14 protein-coding genes, 13 tRNA genes and 1 pseudogene (1 of these 28 running past the window's edge) are annotated in these 19,084 nt (G+C 41.0%); 23 read left to right on the top strand and 5 right to left on the bottom strand.

Going from position 1 to position 19,084, the window contains the following annotated elements:
• The 14 genes and pseudogenes from J9537_RS08730 to J9537_RS08665 form a co-directional block, all read left to right on the top strand.
• Positions 1–46: transfer RNA gene (locus tag J9537_RS08730), tRNA-Asn, on the top strand (it extends 28 nt beyond the left edge of the window).
• A 49-nt stretch (positions 47–95) separates the two neighbouring features.
• Positions 96–184: transfer RNA gene (locus tag J9537_RS08725), tRNA-Ser, on the top strand.
• 16 nt (positions 185–200) lie between these two features.
• Positions 201–272 (top strand) — tRNA-Glu (locus tag J9537_RS08720).
• Between the two features lie 13 nt (positions 273–285).
• A tRNA-Val gene (locus tag J9537_RS08715) sits at positions 286–358 on the top strand.
• 3 nt (positions 359–361) lie between these two features.
• A tRNA-Asp gene (locus J9537_RS08710) sits at positions 362–437 on the top strand.
• Between the two features lie 33 nt (positions 438–470).
• A tRNA-Phe gene (locus tag J9537_RS08705) sits at positions 471–546 on the top strand.
• A 1-nt stretch (position 547) separates the two neighbouring features.
• Positions 548–628, top strand: a tRNA-Tyr gene (locus J9537_RS08700).
• 8 nt (positions 629–636) lie between these two features.
• Positions 637–707 (top strand) — tRNA-Trp (locus J9537_RS08695).
• Between the two features lie 11 nt (positions 708–718).
• Positions 719–791: transfer RNA gene (locus J9537_RS08690), tRNA-His, on the top strand.
• A gap of 10 nt (positions 792–801) precedes the next feature.
• Positions 802–873: transfer RNA gene (locus J9537_RS08685), tRNA-Gln, on the top strand.
• A 69-nt stretch (positions 874–942) separates the two neighbouring features.
• Positions 943–1,013: transfer RNA gene (locus tag J9537_RS08680), tRNA-Cys, on the top strand.
• Between the two features lie 24 nt (positions 1,014–1,037).
• A tRNA-Leu gene (locus tag J9537_RS08675) sits at positions 1,038–1,121 on the top strand.
• Between the two features lie 58 nt (positions 1,122–1,179).
• Positions 1,180–1,252, top strand: a tRNA-His gene (locus tag J9537_RS08670).
• 225 nt (positions 1,253–1,477) lie between these two features.
• Positions 1,478–1,963, top strand: a pseudogene (locus tag J9537_RS08665) (cysteine hydrolase family protein); the annotation flags it as partial.
• Between the two features lie 80 nt (positions 1,964–2,043).
• Here J9537_RS08665 and J9537_RS08660 read toward each other — a convergent pair.
• Together J9537_RS08660 and J9537_RS08655 are read right to left on the bottom strand one after the other, a co-directional pair.
• A complete protein-coding gene (locus J9537_RS08660; protein WP_218255739.1) occupies positions 2,044–3,210 on the bottom strand; it encodes an RtcB family protein in 1,167 nt (388 codons plus the stop codon).
• Between the two features lie 376 nt (positions 3,211–3,586).
• Positions 3,587–4,423: a MerR family DNA-binding transcriptional regulator gene (locus J9537_RS08655; RefSeq protein ID WP_218255737.1), complete on the bottom strand. Its 837-nt coding sequence runs from the start codon at positions 4,421–4,423 to the stop codon at positions 3,587–3,589.
• Positions 4,424–4,500: 77 nt separating this feature from the next.
• Between J9537_RS08655 and J9537_RS08650 the strand changes: the two genes are divergently transcribed.
• The 7 genes from J9537_RS08650 to ilvA all read left to right on the top strand — a co-directional run bounded on the left by J9537_RS08650 (position 4,501) and on the right by ilvA (position 14,663).
• Positions 4,501–6,243, top strand: coding sequence for an ABC transporter ATP-binding protein (locus J9537_RS08650; RefSeq protein ID WP_218255735.1), 1,743 nt, complete (start codon positions 4,501–4,503; stop codon positions 6,241–6,243).
• Positions 6,224–8,029 carry an ABC transporter ATP-binding protein gene (locus tag J9537_RS08645; RefSeq protein WP_218255733.1) on the top strand — a complete coding sequence of 602 codons (1,806 nt, stop codon included), beginning with the start codon at positions 6,224–6,226 and terminating at the stop codon, positions 8,027–8,029. The genes J9537_RS08650 and J9537_RS08645 overlap by 20 nt, the downstream gene beginning before the upstream one ends.
• 430 nt (positions 8,030–8,459) lie before the next feature.
• Positions 8,460–10,142: a dihydroxy-acid dehydratase gene (ilvD, locus tag J9537_RS08640; RefSeq protein WP_218255731.1), complete on the top strand. Its 1,683-nt coding sequence runs from the start codon at positions 8,460–8,462 to the stop codon at positions 10,140–10,142.
• 20 nt (positions 10,143–10,162) lie between these two features.
• The gene (gene ilvB / locus J9537_RS08635; RefSeq protein ID WP_218257355.1) at positions 10,163–11,860 is read left to right on the top strand and encodes a biosynthetic-type acetolactate synthase large subunit; all 1,698 of its coding nucleotides are present in this window, start codon (positions 10,163–10,165) and stop codon (positions 11,858–11,860) included.
• 1 nt (position 11,861) lies between these two features.
• Positions 11,862–12,338, top strand: coding sequence for an acetolactate synthase small subunit (gene ilvN, locus J9537_RS08630; RefSeq protein WP_010745028.1), 477 nt, complete (start codon positions 11,862–11,864; stop codon positions 12,336–12,338).
• Between the two features lie 59 nt (positions 12,339–12,397).
• On the top strand, positions 12,398–13,393 hold the full coding sequence (gene ilvC / locus J9537_RS08625; RefSeq protein ID WP_010745027.1) for a ketol-acid reductoisomerase: 996 nt from the start codon (positions 12,398–12,400) through the stop codon (positions 13,391–13,393).
• A gap of 13 nt (positions 13,394–13,406) precedes the next feature.
• Positions 13,407–14,663, top strand: a complete 1,257-nt coding sequence (gene ilvA, locus J9537_RS08620) for a threonine ammonia-lyase IlvA (protein ID WP_218255729.1) — start codon at positions 13,407–13,409, stop codon at positions 14,661–14,663.
• A 42-nt stretch (positions 14,664–14,705) separates the two neighbouring features.
• Here the strand turns inward: ilvA and J9537_RS08615 are convergent, their stop codons facing one another.
• From J9537_RS08615 to J9537_RS08605, 3 genes are read right to left on the bottom strand one after another with little or no spacing between them, the layout of a single operon-like run.
• Positions 14,706–15,467: an ABC transporter permease gene (locus tag J9537_RS08615; protein WP_010745025.1), complete on the bottom strand. Its 762-nt coding sequence runs from the start codon at positions 15,465–15,467 to the stop codon at positions 14,706–14,708.
• The gene (locus J9537_RS08610; protein WP_218255727.1) at positions 15,464–16,102 is read right to left on the bottom strand and encodes an ABC transporter ATP-binding protein; all 639 of its coding nucleotides are present in this window, start codon (positions 16,100–16,102) and stop codon (positions 15,464–15,466) included. Before J9537_RS08610 ends, J9537_RS08615 begins: the two co-directional genes overlap by 4 nt.
• Position 16,103: 1 nt before the next feature.
• Complete coding sequence (locus J9537_RS08605) at positions 16,104–16,379, bottom strand: hypothetical protein (protein WP_218255725.1); 276 nt, start codon at positions 16,377–16,379, stop codon at positions 16,104–16,106.
• A 334-nt stretch (positions 16,380–16,713) separates the two neighbouring features.
• Here J9537_RS08605 and tuf point away from each other — a divergent pair, with 334 nt between their 5' ends.
• Both tuf and J9537_RS08595 read left to right on the top strand, forming a co-directional pair.
• Positions 16,714–17,901 carry an elongation factor Tu gene (tuf, locus tag J9537_RS08600; RefSeq protein WP_010745022.1) on the top strand — a complete coding sequence of 396 codons (1,188 nt, stop codon included), beginning with the start codon at positions 16,714–16,716 and terminating at the stop codon, positions 17,899–17,901.
• Between the two features lie 130 nt (positions 17,902–18,031).
• Positions 18,032–19,075 (top strand): glycerol dehydrogenase, encoded by a 1,044-nt coding sequence (locus J9537_RS08595; RefSeq protein WP_218255724.1) that lies wholly within the window; start codon positions 18,032–18,034, stop codon positions 19,073–19,075.
• Positions 19,076–19,084 lie beyond the last annotated feature (9 nt).

The following is a 19,084-nucleotide window of genomic DNA, read 5'->3' as shown; positions in this document are numbered from 1 at the left end:
ATGACTGTTAATCATGATGTCGTAGGTTCGAGTCCTACTGCCGGAGTTTCTCGAAAGAGAATAATTAGAGTATTGGGCCTTTGTGCTCCTATCTTGGAGAGTTGTCCGAGTGGCCGAAGGAGCATGATTGGAAATCATGTAGACGGGTATTCCTGTCTCAAGGGTTCGAATCCCTTACTCTCCGTAGCAACATTTTTACTGGCCCGTTGGTCAAGCGGTTAAGACACCGCCCTTTCACGGCGGTAACACGGGTTCGAGTCCCGTACGGGTCATTTAATTAAATATGGAGGTTTAGCTCAGCTGGGAGAGCATCTGCCTTACAAGCAGAGGGTCAGCGGTTCGATCCCGTTAACCTCCATTCGGTTCCGTGGTGTAGGGGTTAACATGCCTGCCTGTCACGCAGGAGATCGCGGGTTCAAATCCCGTCGGGACCGCCATTATTTAATTAAATACTTTAAACTATTATATATGGCGCGGTAGCTCAGTTGGTAGAGCAACGGATTGAAGCTCCGTGTGTCGGCAGTTCGATTCTGTCCCGCGCCACCATGGAGGAGTAGCGAAGTGGCTAAACGCGACGGACTGTAAATCCGTTCCTTAGGGTTCAGTGGTTCGAATCCACTCTCCTCCATTTGTTTCAGGGGCATAGTTTAAAGGTAGAACAGCGGTCTCCAAAACCGTTAGTGTGGGTTCAATTCCTGCTGCCCCTGTTCTTATTATGGCGATCGTGGCGAAGTGGTTAACGCACCGGATTGTGGCTCCGGCACTCGTGGGTTCGATTCCCATCGTTCGCCCTTGTATTATTGGGGTATAGCCAAGCGGTAAGGCAACGGACTTTGACTCCGTCATGCGTTGGTTCGAATCCAGCTACCCCAGTTTTCTTAGAAAAGTTTCAGGAAACTCTCTTGAAAATGACTTGTTCTAGGAAGAAAACAATAGTATAATGGCGGTATAGCCAAGTGGTAAGGCAGAGGTCTGCAAAACCTTCATCACCGGTTCAAATCCGGTTACCGCCTTAGTACTAGAATATTTATTGACATGCCGGCGTGGCGGAATTGGCAGACGCGCTGGACTCAAAATCCAGTGCCCTCACGGGCGTGCCGGTTCGACCCCGGCCGCCGGTATAAAGAGCTAAGATGTTATTTCATCTTAGTTTTTTATTTGAAATTGAATAGGGTAATGGCGGATGTGGCGAAGTGGTTAACGCATCGGATTGTGGCTCCGACACTCGTGGGTTCGATTCCCATCATTCGCCCTAATTAGTGAAGACTCAGCAGAGATGTTGAGTCTTTTTTGTTACCAGTACTTCTTTATGTAACAGAAACTAAAACGATGTGTTTATTTTGTGTGATCGAGGCTTTATAATGAAACTACTAAATCTTGTTTAATTAGAATTTTGACTATTCGGAAGTGTATAGCATTTTTTGTTTTTGGTTGATCGGTTAGGAGGTAAGGCGATGGGAAAAAAGTATTACTTGTTTTAGATGGACAGAAGGGGATACTTGATAAAGCTATTTACGAGAAGGCTCAAACGGTTTCTGCTATTAATACAATGGTTGCTTCATTTCAGAAAGCTGAGCAACCGATTATTTTTACTCGGCATACCAATAAAACATCATTAATTTGCGAGTCAGCGTTATGGACGTTAGATGCTACCCTTGATTGTCCTGAGGAATCACTGATTTTCGATAAAAGAAGAAGCAACATTTTTGATGAGCCAGGTTTTGAGAAATTATTGAGAAAACTTGATATGCAAGAATTGTATATTTGTGGCTTTGTTACGAATGGTTGTGTCCAAGCTGCTTGTTTAAAGGGGCAAGCCAAGGGATATAGGATTTGTTTATTAAAGGATGCCCATAGTACTTTTGTGAAGAACGCGAATCATGTCATTGAGTCCTGGAACGCTAAACTCGTTAAATCAGGTATTACAGTGATTCCTGCTGATGAAGCGAAACGGCAGCTCTAAAAAGATAAAATGGTTGAATGATCGTACAAAAGCTATTACTACAGGACCCTCCATAGGTCTTCATAGTAATAGCTTTTACTTTACGCTTTAAAGTTATACAGAGGCCGGATGATTTCTTTTACTTCCATCGTCTCATGCAAATTCGTCAATAACTGCTTCTTCGATTTATACGCTTTAGGAGCCTCATCCAATGTTTTTTTAGAAACAGATGTCGTCCAAACATGCCGCATCATATGCTGATAGTTTTCTAGGCTGATCGAGGCTCTGGCTTGAGAGCGACTCATCATGCGACCAGCCCCATGGGGACCAGATTGATTCCATTCATCATTGCCTTTCCCAATACCAATGATTGAACCATCCTTCATATTTAATGGAACAATCATTTTTTCCTGCTTGCGAGCAGAGGCAGCCCCTTTACGTAAAATCATGTGCTTCAGATCAATATAATTGTGTGGACTGTCAAAACTTTCAATCACATATTTTTCCCACTTCATTGCTTTTAAGATCGTCAATGCCATACTTTGTCGATTGAAGGCAGCATATTGTTGTGCAATTTTCATATCTGATAAATAATTTTCTAGGTCCTTTTCTGCTACATAGGATAATTCATAGGGGATTTTTATCTCCTCTCGTAATTGCATCAGAAAATCCTTTTCAGCTGGATCTATTGCTGAAGCTGCTCGCTGTTTTAATTCTTGCCGTCGTTGTGTTAGCTTTCGATAAGCGATTTCTTGATGATATTCTGCAATTTCTTTACCTAACAGGCGACTGCCACTATGAACCACCAAGTAAAAGCCGTCTGATCCTTCGTTAACCTCAATGAAGTGGTTTCCTCCGCCTAACGTTCCCAAGCTTCGTAACACTCTTCCTCGATGAATTGGTGCTTCAACGCCTTCTAGAGGAAAAGTATATTGCGGTTTGCTGTGGGAATGATGTCCACTAGGTATACGGTTGCGGATGATTCGATCGAGTTTATCAAAATTGAGTTTGACCCCCTTCTTGATTTTCGCGACGTATAAGCCGCAGCCGATATCAACACCTACGAGATTAGGGATTACCTGATCTTGTATAGTCATTGTTGTCCCGATCACACAACTGGAACCGCTGTGAGTGTCAGGCATCATTCGAATTTTTGCATCCTTCGTAAATTTTTGATTGCAAAGGCTCATGATTTGACCCACTGTACTGTCAGTTAAATTATCAGTATAGAGAGTCGCTGTATTGTATTTTCCTTTTATTGTTAACATATTTAATCCTCTCATAGAGGAATTAAATCATTCCTCTTCTTAATTTGTATTTAGGTCTGACTTCTTTCTTTTTCCACTCATAGGGAACACCTCCGTTGATTTTTAAATATCTTCGACTTAATTTTTATGAAACAAAAAAACTGCCAATCCTTCGATTGACAGTTTAACAAATAGGCTTTATTCAGAAGCTTAGAGAGCCTGTAGAATAAGACTCTTGCTTCGAACAAAACAGATCCAACCGTTCAATCAACTGTATGAAGTTTAGATAATTTGTCTTAATCATTGTACTCTCTCCCTTCGTTTATTGCTTTATAAAGCCTACCATCTAATTTATCAAGCTGTCAAGATTATTTTGAGCAAGAAACCGATAAATAAGTTATTTTTCTTCTTTATATTGGACAGGAATTAATACTTCAAATACCTGATCTTCTGGCTGCTCAGAGGTAGTCTCATCCTGCCAAAGCAATTCCCAAATATCTCCATTTAATTCTAGTTTATTCTCCTTCAGATAGTTCCTGAAGCGATTGTTAAAGGTATTGATGTGGTGAATCTCATCTTTCATAAAACCAGAAACATAGTATCCCGCTGGGCGCTTTACTACACGTTGCTGATCATAAATGTGTAGGCGATCTTCGGAGATCTTTACTAAGGCGCGATAAGGAGCGGTGTGGAAATTTTCCTGATAAAAGGCGGAACCATCCACAAGGAAACCAATCGGGTATCCGCTAAATAAATCCCTGCTTTCTACTGAGGAATAGAAACGACCGTAAATTTGAACAGAGTTTATATCATAATTCTCGATTGTCCCAGAAATGACGAAGGACTCAGCCTCTCGATAGGAAAGAGTGATAGATTCAAGATCGAAGTTTTTTAGGGTAGTATAGCGTTCGATGTAGCTATCTAAAGAATCCCGAATGCCATTTAGTTTATTTATTTGTTCATTCACTTTTTGTTTCTGTCGAATAAATCCATCTAAAACATAGTCAACGTTCCGGTTCTTTAAAAATACATGAATGTCTTCTAAGGAGACGTCAAGATTTTTCAATAATAAAATGACGTCTAACTCAAAATATTGATCAATGCCATAATAGCGATAGCCATTTTCACCAACTTTTGCAGGTTTAAAAAGATCGATTTGGTCATAGTAAATCAAGGTTCTTCGGCTAATGCCCGCGTATTTTGCCATCTCGCTAATCGTTAATAATTCTTTCATTAAAAAAATTCCTTTCCTGCTTGACTGTGACGTTACGTTACAGTTTATTCTACCATAGAAGAAGGAGGGAAAAAAAGATGAAACTATTCAAAATCTTTTTCAAAGAATACCATAAGATGTTCTTCGGCACCTTCATCTTAATGATCGTGCAAGCGGTTGGAACGCTGATGATTCCTTACTTTGTTGCTGAAATTATAGATGAAGGTATTTTAACTCAGGATCAAGGAGCGATTTGGCATAATGGTGCATTTATGCTGGGGATAGCTGTATTGACGGGGATCGTGTCGATTATCGCCAGCTATTATTCCGCGATTTTGGCCGGACGTTTCGGCTATTTTTTACGGAAACAATTGGTCAACAAAACACAGCAGCTCTCCATGGCTGACATGGATGAGTTTGGGACACCAACCCTACTCGCTCGAACAACTAGCGACATCACCAATATTCAGCAAATCATGATGATGGTCTTTCAAATGATTATTCCAGCACCGTTGATTTGTTTGGCTTCAATCGTTTTAACGGGAGTCATTTCGTGGCGCTTTGTTTGGATTCCTATGGCTTCAATCGCTCTATTTTCAATCGTAGCCTTATTAGTGATCAAAAAGGCCATTCCGCTTGCAGAGGTGATGCAGCAGCGGATGGATAAAATGATGCAAATCTTGAGAGAGTTTTATACAGGGGTTCGTGTGATTCGAGCATTCAATAAAACTAGCTTTGAAAAGAAACGGACAGATCAAACCTTTAGTAATTATGCTGAGGTCATGATTCGCGTGAATAAATTATTTGCCGTCCTAAATCCAACAGTCAACTTAGTAATGGGCTTAGGAATGACCGCAGTATTAGCCTTTGGCGGTGTTCTTGTACTTCAAGGAAATGTCCCTATCGGAAGTTTAACAGCAATCAGTGAATATACTATCTTGAGTCTATGGTTCCTAACGATGGCAGCCATGGTTATTGTCATGATTCCAAAGGCTTTAGCTTCATTGGATCGGATCGATGAAGTATTAACGAAAGAGGAAGAGATCGTGGATGGAGTGAAAGTATCCTTTGAATTGAAAGAGGATGCACCGATTGCCGTTTTTGATCATGTCGATTTTGCATACAGCGGAGCAGAAGAATCAGTTCTATCCGATATTAGCTTTGACATTCCTAAAGGTGTGACAGCGATTGTGGGCGGAACAGGCTCAGGGAAGAGTACTATTGCTAAAGCCTTGCTGCGTTTAAAGGATACGACGAAAGGAGAGATACGCTTTCTTGATGAACCTGTTCAATGCGTCACACAAGAAGCGTTAAGAGAGCGAATTAGTTACGTTCCTCAGAAAGCTTTCTTATTTAGCGGAACGATTCGAGAGAATTTTCTGTTTGGTAAGCAGGCAGCTACAGAACAAGAAATGAAGCAGGCAGCCGAAGTAGCTCAAGCGGCTGCATTTATTAATACCCTCGATGGTCAGTATGATGCTTTGGTTGCTCAGAAGGGAAATAACTTCTCCGGCGGGCAAAAACAACGTTTGAGTATTGCGCGGGCGTTAATTAAGCCTGCAGATCTGTATTTCTTTGATGATAGTTTCTCAGCCTTAGATTATCAAACAGACGCTAAGCTGCGGAAGGCTTTAAAGAGTTATCTGCAAGACGCGGCAATTGTGATTGTCGCTCAACGGCTATCGACGATTAAGGATGCGGACCAAATCATTGTTTTAGAAGAAGGAAAAATCGTGGGTAAAGGGACGCACGAAGAGTTGCTCCGTACCTGTAAGGTGTACCAAGAATTTGCCAAATCTCAAGGAATGGAGGGGAAGAAGCATGAGCATCAAGCAAGTTGATGAAAAAGAATTAGTGTCTGAAAAACCAAAAGAATTTAAAAAAACGGGATTACGATTGTTTAAATTGCTGATGGAGCAGAAACGTCGATTTATCATTATTGTTGGCTCAGCTATTTGCTTTGCCACATTAATGGCGATCACTCCCTTAATCTTAGGATGGGGATTGGATGCCATTATAGGTCTGCTGAGAACACAGCAGGCATCTTTAAAAAATATAGTTGAAGCATTACGGCGCCCAGTGCTTCTACTCTTTTTAACGTGGGGTGGCGTATCACTCTTTTCTTTATTACAGGAATATACGATGGCGAGCGTTGCTGAGACACTAACCTTACGACTTAGAAAAACATTGACAGAGAAGCTGAATCATTTACCGATGAAGTTTTTTGATCAATATAAAACCGGTGATATATTAACAAGAGCGACCTTGGATTTAGATAAAGTCTCTGAAGTCTTGCAAGTCGGTTTAATGCAAATGATTTCAGCGATTTTATCCATCATTATTGGTTTAGGCTTGATGATTTATTTGAGTCCGCTTTTAACGCTAGGGATTGTTGTGATTTTATTGATTAGCTTATTGCTGACCAATTATCTGGCTCATAAAAATCAAGAGTATTTTTCTGAAAATCAAGCAGCATTAGGGGCTGTAGGAACAAAGGCTGAGGAAAATTATTCGGGAAATCTACTTATTAAAGCTTATAATCGGCAAAAGGAAACTGCCGAGGAATTGGATAAATTGAATGAGGCACAGTTCCAAGCCTTCAAAAAAGCCCAATTTGTTAGCTTTGCCATCAATCCATTAATTCGTTTAATCAACCAGTTAGGATTTGTGACGAGCGCAGTTGTTGGAGGCATCATGGTGATCAATGGACAACTATCGATTGGGTTGGTTCAAGCTTATCTGCAATATGTGAATCAAGTTTCCGAACCAATTACACAGGTCTCCTATGTAATCAATAGTTTGCAAAGCGCTTTTGCAGCCTTAGAGCGAATTTTTGAGCTTTTAGATTTGGAGGAAGAAACAGAAGAAGTATTAAGTGTTGCCGTTCCAGAAAACCTTCGTGGTGAAGTAACTTTTAAGCATGTTGCATTCGGCTATACTTCAGATCGGCTTTTAATGGATGACGTGAACTTCAAGGTGAAGCCCAAGCAGATGGTAGCAATCGTTGGTCCGACAGGTGCGGGTAAGACAACGATGATCAATTTATTGATGCGTTTTTATGAATTGACAGGGGGGCAAATCGAAGTAGACGGTAAGAATATCAGTCATTTTTCACGTGCGGCCATTCGCCAGAAGTTTGGTATGGTCTTGCAGGACACATGGCTGTTCGAAGGAAGTGTAGCTGATAATATTGCATACGGCAATCCAGAGGCGACAAAGGAGGAAATTATTCAAGCAGCAAGAGACGCACAATGTCATCACTTTATCCGAACGTTGCCAAATGGGTATGATACCATCATCTCATCAGATGGCAGTCAGATTTCTCAAGGTCAGCAGCAACTCTTAACGATTGCTCGAGCGATCTTAGCAGATCCGCAGTTGTTGATCTTAGATGAGGCAACCTCTAGCGTAGATACACGAACAGAGGGAATGATCCAACAGGCGATGGATCGTTTAACTGCTGAAAGGACCAGCTTCGTGATTGCGCATCGCTTATCTACCATAAAAAATGCCGATCTGATTTTAGTGATGAAGGATGGTTCGATCATTGAACAGGGCAGCCATCGGAGTTTAATGAAAAAAGGTGATTTCTACGCGAATTTGTACAATAGTCAATTTGCAGGATAAGCTCGACAAATATTGTCGGGCTTTTTTAATGTTTTATGAAAATAATTTATTAGAGAGCCATCATGAGAATTTACTACTTAAGAGGATATTAATATTGGTGCTATAGGACTCTTTTTTACCAGTAAGAAACCAAAAAATTGCTAAGTTAGAAAATATTCTGAAAATTCATTGACTTTTAATCTTATGAAATGTATAGTATAAAAAAATGATTAAGATATTATTAGAAAAAACAAGGAGCCGATTTTTATGCGCAAGAGTAAATACAATAATTTTGATGGCATCGTCTTATTAATTATTGAGTCCAGGACTTAGAACGCGGAGAAGTAACAACCGTTAGTTTGAGTCCTATTTGCGTTAGAAATGGGATTCTTGCAAGAGCATCCCATTTATTGATGGGATGCTCTTTTTTTGAAGGTAGGGAGATGTGACTATGAGAAGTGATCAGATTAAAAAAGGTATTGATGCAGCACCCGCCAGAAGTTTGTTATACGCGACTGGCCAAGTAAAAAATATCCACGATATGGATAAGCCATTTATTGCTATTTGTAATTCTTATATCGATATTGTACCGGGACATGTCCACCTACGAGAACTCGCCGATGTAGCAAAAGAAGCGATTCGTGAAGCCGGAGGCATTCCGTTCGAATTCAATACGATTGGTGTAGACGATGGAATTGCGATGGGGCATATCGGAATGCGCTACTCGCTGCCGAGTAGAGAACTTATCGCTGATGCGGCAGAAACAGTCATTAACGCCCATTGGTTTGACGGAGTATTTTATATTCCCAACTGTGACAAAATCACTCCGGGAATGATCATGGCTGCTATGAGAACGAATGTGCCATCCATCTTTTGTTCAGGCGGTCCAATGAAGGCTGGGATTGATCCCCGTGGTCACCAAACGACACTTTCGTCAATGTTTGAAGCTGTTGGCGCATTTAAAGAAGGTCAAATGACCAAAGAAGATTTTCTCTTTATGGAACAAAACGCGTGTCCAACTTGTGGTTCGTGCGCCGGAATGTTTACAGCAAATTCTATGAACTGTCTATTAGAAATTCTAGGGTTAGCTTTACCAGGAAATGGGACAATTTTGGCTGTTTCTGATGAGCGTCGTGAGTTGGTTCGTGAATCGGCGAAGCATTTAATGGATCTTGTGAAGAAACAAATCAAACCACGAGATATCGTGACTAAGGACGCTATTGATGATGCCTTCGCGTTAGATATGGCGATGGGCGGCTCAACTAATACGGTTCTTCATACATTGGCAATCGCCAATGAAGCAGAGATTGATTACGATCAATCCGATATCAATGAGATTGCAAAAAGAGTTCCTTACCTTTCAAAAATCGCGCCGTCTTCCAATTATTCGATGCACGATGTTCATGAGGCAGGTGGTGTTCCAGCAATTATCAATGAATTGGTCTCCATTGACGGAGCGATTCATTCTGATCGAATCACAGTGACAGGCAAAACCTTACGGGAAAGTGTTGCATCTGCAAAAATTCGGAATGAAGAGGTAATCCATCCGAAAACGTCTCCTTATAGTCCAGTCGGCGGTCTTTCTATCTTATATGGCAACATTGCACCAGAAGGTAGTGTAATTAAAGTCGGGGGAGTAGACCCAAGTATTAAGGTCTTTAAAGGAAAAGCGATTTGCTTTAGCTCCCATGATGAAGCGGTGGAAGCTATTGACAATCACACAGTTACGAAAGGACATGTTGTTGTTATTCGTTACGAAGGTCCAAAAGGCGGACCTGGTATGCCGGAAATGTTGGCACCGACGTCTAGTATTGTCGGGCGTGGTTTAGGGAAAGATGTAGCACTGATTACTGATGGGCGTTTCTCAGGAGCTACTCGAGGAATCGCTGTTGGACATATCTCTCCAGAAGCTGCTGCAGGTGGACCAATCGCGCTGGTTCAAGATGGTGATGAAATCACGATCGATTTAACGAATCGAACATTGAATGTGGATGTATCAGCAGAAGAATTAGCAAAACGGCAAGAGGGGTTAAAAAAATTCCAGCCGAAGGTCAAAAAAGGCTGGTTAGCACGTTACTCGGCAATGGTCACTTCAGCACATACTGGCGGTGTCATGAAATTGCCTGAAGAATAGGGGGAATCGGGGTGGAAGAAATGAAACAAAAAGTGGAAACAGAAAACCTATACAATGGTGCAGATTTGTTAATCAAGTGTCTGGAGCATCAAGGAGTCGAATTGATTTTTGGGTATCCCGGAGGGTCCGTCCTACCATTATTTGATTCCCTTTATGATGAATCTATCCCAAATATTCTTACACGACACGAGCAGGGTGCAGTTCACGCAGCTGAAGGGTACGCGAAAGCTACAGGAAAACCGGGAGTTGTGATCGTAACTAGCGGTCCAGGTGCAACGAATGTCGTGACAGGAATCGCTGATGCAATGATCGATTCTGTTCCACTAGTAGTAATCACTGGTCAGGTAACAACTCCAGGAATCGGAAAAGATGCCTTTCAGGAAGCGGATATGCTGGGAATTACCGTTCCCATCACCAAAAATAATTATCAAGTTCGCGACATCGAAGAGCTTCCACGTATCGTTAATGAAGCCTTCCATATTGCTACAACTGGACGCAAAGGACCAGTTTTGATTGATTTACCGAAGGACATCACAGTATTGAAATCAAATCCAAAGATTGATCGGCCGGTTCATTTAGAAAGCTATCAGCCAACAACGACCCCCTCGATTTTACAGGTTGAACGCTTAATGAGCTTACTAAAGAAAGCTAAAAAACCTCTTCTTTTGGTTGGCGGCGGAGTAGTAGCAGCGAATGGTGCTGAGGAATTAAGGCAGTTTGTTGATAAATACCAAATTCCAACCGTTAGTACGCTTTTAGGCTTAGGGCTACTGCCCCATGATGACCCTAATTTCTTAGGAATGGGCGGAATGCATGGGACCTATGTAGCAAATATGGCAATGATGGAAACGGATCTGTTAATTAATATTGGCAGTCGTTTTGATGATCGCCTTGCCTGTTCACCTGAAGCTTTTGCACCACATGCGAAAGTTGCTCATATTGACGTGGATCCAGTTGAAATCGGCAAAATCATCAAGACGGATGTACCGATTGTTGGCGATGCAAAAATTGCTTTGCAGCAAATGCTGTCAATCGAAATTGAAGCCCCCGATTGCCAAGCTTGGCGTGATCTCTGTGATGAACGGAAGAAAAAGTATCCATTAAAATATGATCGTCACGAAAAAATCATCAAACCGCAAGAAGTAATAGAAATCATCGGTCGAATTACAAAAGGAAAATCCTATGTTGTAACAGACGTAGGACAACATCAAATGTGGGTAGCTCAATATTATCCATTCCAATTTCCTAAGCAGCTGATCACCAGTGGTGGACTTGGGACTATGGGATATGGCATCCCCGCAGGAATCGGCGTGAAATTTGGTAAACCAAAAGAATCCGTAGTTGTTTTTGTGGGAGATGGCGGGTTCCAAATGACGAATCAGGAGCTGGCAATCTTAAACCAACACCAATTGGACATCAAATTTGTCTTATTGAACAATCAATCATTGGGAATGGTTCGGCAATGGCAGGAGAAGTTTTACAATGAACGACGCTCCCAATCCGTCTTTAATGAGCAGCCAGACTTTATGAAAATGGCGGAGGCTTATGGAATTGGGAATAAGAAAATTACCGACCCAGCTTCTTTGGAGAAGGAGTTACAGGAGGCTTTTGCTACACCTGGACCAATGCTGATTGAGGTCATGATCTGCAACAAAGAGCATGTATTACCGATGATCCCAGCCGGGATGCCAAATGATCAAATGTTAGGGGTTGATTAAGATGAGACGGATGATTACAGCGATGGTTCATGACCAAGCAGGGGTGCTCAGTCGAATTACAAGTGTGCTAAATCGTCGGCAAGTAAACATGGACAGTGTCTCCGTCGGGCGAACGGAAAAAGACGGCGAATCGCGGATGACGATCATTATTCAAGCGGATACCTTAGCGGATGTTGAACAAGTAACAAAGCAATTAAATAAACAAATCGATGTCGTTAAAGTTTCTGATGTAACCGATGAGCCGCATTTAGAACGAGAGTTGGCCTTGATCAAAGTCAGTGCTCCAGCGGCTACGCGCTCTGAGATTCAGGCGATGATCGATCCATTTAGAGCGGACGTTGTAGATGTAGGATTGAAAACAATCGTGGTACAAGTGGCTGGCTCTACAGATAAGGTCAATGCTTGTATCGACGTCTTGCGGCCTTACGGGATTAAACAATTAGCAAGAACCGGTGTTACCGGATTTAGTAGAGGTTAAACGCAAAATTGATTATTCGTTTTGCTATTAATATAGTTTAAAAAATTGGAGGAAAAATTATGGTTAAAGTTTATTATGATGATGCAGTAGCGAAGGATGCTTTGGAAGGAAAAACAATCGCAGTGGTAGGGTATGGATCGCAAGGTCATGCTCATGCACAAAATCTTAGAGATACAGGTCATCAAGTAGTGATCGGTATTCGAGAAGGAAAATCCGCTGAGGCTGCTCGCGAAGATGGGTTTGATGTGTTGCCAGTAGCTGAAGCAACAAAGAAAGCCGAAGTAGTCATGATTTTAGCTCCAGATGAAATTCAAGGAACACTTTACGAAAATGAAATCGCACCAAACTTAGAGGAAGGCGATGCTTTAGTCTTTGCTCATGGGTTCAATATTCACTTTGACGTTATCAATCCACCGAAGAATGTCGATGTATTCTTAGTGGCTCCTAAAGGTCCAGGGCATTTGGTCCGTCGTACCTTTACTGAAGGATTTGCGGTACCTGCTTTATTTGCTGTTTATCAAGATGCAACAGGAACTGCTCAAGATTTGGCATTGTCTTATGCGAAAGGAATCGGTGCTACACGAGTAGGTGTCTTGGAAACAACATTTAAGGAAGAAACCGAAACAGATTTATTCGGGGAACAAGCAGTGCTTTGCGGTGGTTTAACTAGTATGATCGAAGCTGGATTTGAAACCTTAGTTGAAGCTGGCTACCAACCTGAACTAGCTTACTTTGAAGTTTGCCATGAAATGAAATTGATTGTTGATTTGATTTATGAAGGTGGCTTTGCCAAAATGCGTAATTCAATCTCCAACACAGCTGAATACGGCGACTATGTTTCTGGTCCTCGCGTAATCACTGAAACAGCAAAAGCCGGGATGAAGGAAGTGTTAACTGATATCCAAAATGGTAAATTTGCGAAAGGCTTCATTGACGATAATAAGAATGGCTTCCCTGAATTCAAGAAGATGCGTGCTGAGAGTGCCGGACATCAAATTGAAGAAGTCGGCGGTGAATTAAGAAAAATGATGCCATTTGTAAGTCGTAAAGATTAGTGGAGGTGCAGCGATGGAATTGATCAAAGATACCGAGGTTCGCAGTGCGTATCAATTATTGAAAAACGCTGTAAACCATACACCGTTGCAATATGATCGTTATTTATCCGAAAAGTATCAGGCAACGGTGCTTTTGAAAAGAGAAGACCTGCAGAAAGTTCGTTCATTTAAGTTACGCGGCGCTTATTACGCAATTAAGAAGCTTCCAGAGGCAGAATTGAAAAAGGGTGTAGTTTGTGCGAGTGCGGGAAATCATGCACAAGGTGTCGCTTATACCTGTCATGAGTTAAGAACAAAAGCAGCAATTTTTATGCCGACTACTACACCGCAGCAAAAAGTTTCTCAAGTGAAGTTCTTTGGTGGTGAGTTTGCGGATATTCATTTAGTTGGTGATACCTTTGATGCTTCTGCCGCTGCCGCAAGAAAATACTGTGAAGAAAACGGCATGACATTTATTGATCCTTTTAACGATAAAAATATTATTGCCGGTCAAGGAACCTTGGCGTTGGAAATGATGACGGACGCAGAAAGTGAAGGCTACAAACCTGATTACGTCATCTCTGCTATCGGTGGTGGGGGCTTGATCAGCGGTGTCTCCTCCTACGTAAAAAATACTTCACCAACCACTAAAGTAATAGGCGTTGAGCCAAAAGGTGCTGCTTCTATGCAGGCAGCCTTTGACGAAGAACAGCCGATCAAATTGAATGAGATTGACAAGTTTGTCGATGGCGCCGCCGTTCAACGTGTCGGTGAAATCACATATTCTCACAGTAAAGAATACGTAGATGAGTTGATGTCTGTTGATGAAGGACTAATCTGTTCAACTATTTTAGATCTTTACGGGAAGCAAGCGATCGTAGTGGAACCTGCGGGTGCTTTAAGCGTGGCCGCCTTAGATTTAATGAAAGATAAAATCAAAGGCAAAACGGTTATTTGCATTATCAGCGGTGGAAATAATGATATTAATCGAATGGCTGAAATCGAAGAACGTTCATTGATCTATGAAGGGTTGAAGCATTATTTTGTGGTGAATTTTCCACAGCGACCCGGCGCTTTAAAAGAATTTGTATCAGAAGTTCTAGGAGAAGGGGATGACATTACTCGATTTGAATATACGAAAAAGAGTAATCGTGGAACCGGACCAGTCGTGATAGGTGTCTTATTGAAGAAGCCTGAAACGTTACCAAATTTACTGAAGCGACTTAAGACATTTGATTCAACGTATATTGAACTAAGTCAAAATAAAACACTCTATAATTTATTAGTCTAAGAAAAGGCCTCCGAAAGCGAACTTTTGGAGGCCTTTTTCGAATTAAATCGTCAATTGATGATTTTCATTAAAATAGTTTTTATAAGCAGAGTATCCGCCGATAATAGATCCTAGACTGGTAGCTGATAGTAGCATAAAGGTGACCATGATCTGATATTTGATTGCGTGGACCGGATCAAGGCCAGCGAAGATTAACCCAGACATCATCCCCGGCAAGCTAACCAAACCGACTGTTTTGGCAGAATCAATGGTTGGCTGCATCGCTGTTTTAATGCTTTGCTGAAGAATAGGCTTAGAGGCCAATTTGATAGAAGCACCTAGAGCTAATTTCTCCAAAGTTTGCTGTCGCAAGTCGTGAAATTGCGTATTCAACGCACGATAACATAAGCCGAGCGCCACCATCGAATTGCTGGCGATCATTCCCGTGATAGGTACGATTTGCGAAGGGATGAATTTGATTGCTCCTGCTAAAATCAATACACCAAGAGTGATATAGGTACTTACGAAAATAGCTGCCAAAGAGTGCAGGTATTTTTTTTGGCGAGCAGGATTTCTTTTATGGGCGTTCCACGCCGCATTTAATACAATAAAAAGACTCATCCCTGAAGTCAGTAAATTGTTGTTAACTTGAAAAATGTATTTCAATAAATAGCCGACAATGACTAATTGGATAATTGCCCGTACAATGCTGAAGAAAATATCTTTAGATAAGTTCAACTTCTCTTTATAGCTTATTCCAACAGCGATTAAGACAAGTGCAAAGGCTAACAACAGAGAAAGATTATTTACAGCAAGTTGATTCATTGATCCAGTTTTCCTCCTTGAACATGTAGCAGTTTCTTTGCAGATTTGATTTCTGCTTCATCATGAGTGACCTGAAGAATGGTGCAGCCTTTTTTCTGAATGTCATCCATTAGGCGATGAATAATTGTTTTCGTTTGTTCATCTAAGCCCGCTGTTACCTCGTCCAAAAGCAAAACCTTAGGCAGGAATAAAATATTACGAATCAATGCGATCCGCTGACGCTCACCGCCAGAAACTTCATTGATACTTTTAGAAAAATAGCTTTCTGGCAGATCAACTAATTGAAGCTGATCCAGCATGTCCTTCCGATTAGGTTCTGCTTCTCTTATTAGATAGGGAAAGGTTAAATTATCTTCTACCGTATCTCCAAATAAAGAGGGCTGTTGATAGCAATACGATACCTGCTGTCGATAGTCAGTGTAGTCATAGGTTTGCTGCGCTTTTCCATCAAAAAGTATCTCGCCACTTGTCGGCGTTAATAAAGAAGCAATCAGTCGCAGCAGGGTACTTTTTCCTCCGCCAGAGGGACCAGTAATCGTTAAAAAATCACCTTTTTCAACAGATAGAGTGATCTGATTCAAAATCAATCGATCATCTGTCTGATAATTCACATCATGTAGTTCTAATAAGGCCATATTATTGTTTCTCCTTTCTAGGATCGTAAGGGATGATAATCAAAAGTTCAGGAATCTCATCGATCCTTAACTGCTTTAAACTTAGTTCAGGGTAGGAGATAAACCGGCCTTCCTTTCCAAAACGTTCAAAAAAATAATCCTGAATTTGCTGCTCTGTCCACTGTCTAGCGGGGAAATGCCAATAATGCTCTTTTTCTCTAACAAAAACAAAACCGATGCTCCAGGCTTGCTTTATATCTAAGGGCGATTGAGCCAACTGTTTCTGAAATTCTTTCATAGCTATCCTCCATTCATTTTATAATTTCAAACGAGTCAATTAGAAAAATTTCCATTCACTATTAAACCAATTATTTATTTTTCTGTACACTCTTTAGTCTATATTATATCCTAGTTCATTTGCTTCCAATGAACTTATTTCACTTAAAATCAGGTTCAATTTCTCATCTAATTAAGTAGAGAAACAAATTGTTTGGAGTTTGACCAATTCTGATGTATTATAATCTCGGATAGTTACTTACGAAAAGTAAAAGTGTAAATCTTTTTCATTTTGCTCAAAATGCTTTACACTATATCCGTAAGAATTTTTACACTTTTTAGGAGGTTTGTTTATTATGGCAAAAGAACATTATGATAGAAGTAAACCACACGTTAATATTGGTACCATTGGCCACGTCGACCATGGGAAAACAACTTTAACGGCAGCAATTACAACGGTATTAGGTAAGAAAGGTCTAGCAAACCCTCAAGACTATGCTAGTATCGATGCTGCACCAGAAGAACGTGAACGCGGAATTACCATCAATACTGCACACGTTGAATATGAAACTGAAAAACGCCACTATGCCCATATTGATGCTCCAGGACACGCGGACTATGTAAAAAACATGATTACCGGTGCTGCTCAAATGGACGGTGCGATCTTAGTAGTATCTGCTACTGATGGACCAATGCCTCAAACACGTGAGCACATTTTATTATCACGCCAAGTAGGTGTTAAATACTTGATCGTCTTCTTGAACAAAGTTGATTTAGTCGACGATGAAGAATTGATTGATTTAGTTGAAATGGAAGTACGTGAGTTGCTTTCAGAATATGGTTTCCCAGGCGATGATATTCCTGTTCTTAAAGGTTCAGCTCTGAAAGCTTTAGAAGGCGATCCTGAACAAGAACAAGTAATCATGGACCTAATGGATACGGTTGACGAATATATCCCAACACCAGAACGTGACACTGACAAACCATTCTTGTTACCAGTGGAAGATGTTTTCTCAATCACAGGACGTGGGACCGTTGCATCTGGTCGTATTGATCGTGGGGAAGTTAAAGTCGGTGACGAAGTTGAAATTATCGGGATCAAACCTGAAGTTCAAAAGGCTGTCGTAACTGGACTTGAAATGTTCCGTAAAACATTGGATTATGGTGAAGCTGGAGATAACGTTGGGGTTCTATTACGTGGTATTACACGTGATGAAATCGAACGTGGTCAAGTATTAGCTAAACCAGGTTCAATTACACCACATACGAAATTCAGTGCAGAAGTTTATGTGTTGACGAAAGAAGAAGGTGGACGTCATACACCATTCTTTAACAACTATCGTCCTCAATTCTACTTCCGTACAACAGACGTTACCGGTAATATCGTGTTGCCAGAAGGTACTGAAATGGTCATGCCTGGCGATAACGTAACAATCGACGTTGAATTAATCCATCCAATCGCTGTAGAAAAAGGAACAACTTTCTCTATTCGTGAAGGTGGACGTACCGTTGGTTCAGGTATCGTAACTGAAATCGAAGCTTAATTTGATTTTCTAGCACGTAAGCGTTCAACGCTTACGTGCTTTTTGTGTTTTATAAAGCTGTTACTAGAATAACTTGCAACAGTTTTCTCTGATTGCTATGATGAGTTTAAAATGGATAGAAGGAGTAACTATGGAAAAAGTCTTTGTTAGTCCAATGACGTATCGTCAGGGAGAAAATGTTTTATGGAATCATTTGAGAGATATTCTAGCATTTGGTAAAAAGGGGTTACTAGTAACGGATCAATTTGTTTACGAGATGATTGGCAAACGTTTGGTGGATGAGTTGACTTCTTTAGGCGGTCAAATTTCTGTGCGGTTCGCAGAAGAGAACAGCACGATAGATGAATGCGATTATGTAATCGCTCTAGGTGGTGGACGGGCGATCGATATAGGAAAAGCATTGGCTTTTAAGTCAAGCAGACGATGTATCGTTGTTCCAACATCTGCTTCGACAGACGCGCCCACTTCAAGAATCTCTGTGAAATATCAAAATGGCTATTTCGAGAAGTATACCTATTATACTCAAAGTCCTGCCTTGGTTCTAGTTGATACGGCTATTTTGATCAATAGTCCGGTCCATTTCTTAACTGCTGGAATAGCAGATGGTTTGTCTACATTCATAGAAGCAAGGACTGTACGTGAAAATTTTGGAAAAAATACCTTAGGGGCAGCACCAACACTAGCAGCAGAAGCAATTGCCGAAAAATGTCGTGATGTTTTACTCAAAAATGCAGAAGCAGCAGTTAAGGCGAATAAGAGAAAAGAGATCACAGTAGAATTTGATGCAGTGGTAGAGGCCAACACGTTATTAAGTGGCATTGGATTTGAATCCGGGGGCTTAAGCATTGCCCATGCGCTCCATAATGCGATGGTTAGTTTGTGGGGAGGAGAGATAAAGGGAAGTCATGGACAGATCATTGCATTGACGACATTGCAGCAATTACGTATTGAAGGTCGCCATGAAGAACTGACAAGTCATCAAGAACTATTTGAAAAACTCAATTTGCCCATTACTTATGAAATGTTGTCAATTTTCCCATCTGTTGATGAACTAAAGAAAATTGTTGATCTGGCATTTTCTCCAGAAGACGGCATCGTTCGAAGTCAATCGCCTGCAACAAAAGAAGAGGTTTATCAAACGCTATTAACATTCAGAAAAACCCGTGAAATCTAACTAGATTTC

The sequence above is a fragment of the Enterococcus raffinosus genome (genome assembly GCF_019175485.1).
Taxonomy (GTDB): Bacteria; Bacillota; Bacilli; order Lactobacillales; family Enterococcaceae; genus Enterococcus_A; species Enterococcus_A raffinosus.
The sequence above is the reverse complement of the archived record's forward strand: the minus strand, read 5'-3'. Positions and strand labels throughout refer to the sequence as shown.

Bases quoted from the DNA above. Each gene is read 5' to 3' on its own strand.
- J9537_RS08615 (WP_010745025.1), bottom strand. From the start codon at position 15,467: ATGAATCAACTTGCTGTAAATAATCTTTCTCTGTTGTTAGCCTTTGCA.
- ilvB (WP_218257355.1), top strand. From the start codon at position 10,163: ATGAAACAAAAAGTGGAAACAGAAAACCTATACAATGGTGCAGATTTG.
- ilvA (WP_218255729.1), top strand. From the start codon at position 13,407: ATGGAATTGATCAAAGATACCGAGGTTCGCAGTGCGTATCAATTATTG.
- J9537_RS08660 (WP_218255739.1), bottom strand. From the start codon at position 3,210: ATGTTAACAATAAAAGGAAAATACAATACAGCGACTCTCTATACTGAT.
- J9537_RS08650 (WP_218255735.1), top strand. From the start codon at position 4,501: ATGAAACTATTCAAAATCTTTTTCAAAGAATACCATAAGATGTTCTTC.
- J9537_RS08595 (WP_218255724.1), top strand. From the start codon at position 18,032: ATGGAAAAAGTCTTTGTTAGTCCAATGACGTATCGTCAGGGAGAAAAT.
- tuf (WP_010745022.1), top strand. From the start codon at position 16,714: ATGGCAAAAGAACATTATGATAGAAGTAAACCACACGTTAATATTGGT.
- ilvD (WP_218255731.1), top strand. From the start codon at position 8,460: ATGAGAAGTGATCAGATTAAAAAAGGTATTGATGCAGCACCCGCCAGA.
- ilvC (WP_010745027.1), top strand. From the start codon at position 12,398: ATGGTTAAAGTTTATTATGATGATGCAGTAGCGAAGGATGCTTTGGAA.
- J9537_RS08645 (WP_218255733.1), top strand. From the start codon at position 6,224: ATGAGCATCAAGCAAGTTGATGAAAAAGAATTAGTGTCTGAAAAACCA.
- J9537_RS08655 (WP_218255737.1), bottom strand. From the start codon at position 4,423: ATGAAAGAATTATTAACGATTAGCGAGATGGCAAAATACGCGGGCATT.
- ilvN (WP_010745028.1), top strand. From the start codon at position 11,862: ATGAGACGGATGATTACAGCGATGGTTCATGACCAAGCAGGGGTGCTC.
- J9537_RS08605 (WP_218255725.1), bottom strand. From the start codon at position 16,379: ATGAAAGAATTTCAGAAACAGTTGGCTCAATCGCCCTTAGATATAAAG.
- J9537_RS08610 (WP_218255727.1), bottom strand. From the start codon at position 16,102: ATGGCCTTATTAGAACTACATGATGTGAATTATCAGACAGATGATCGA.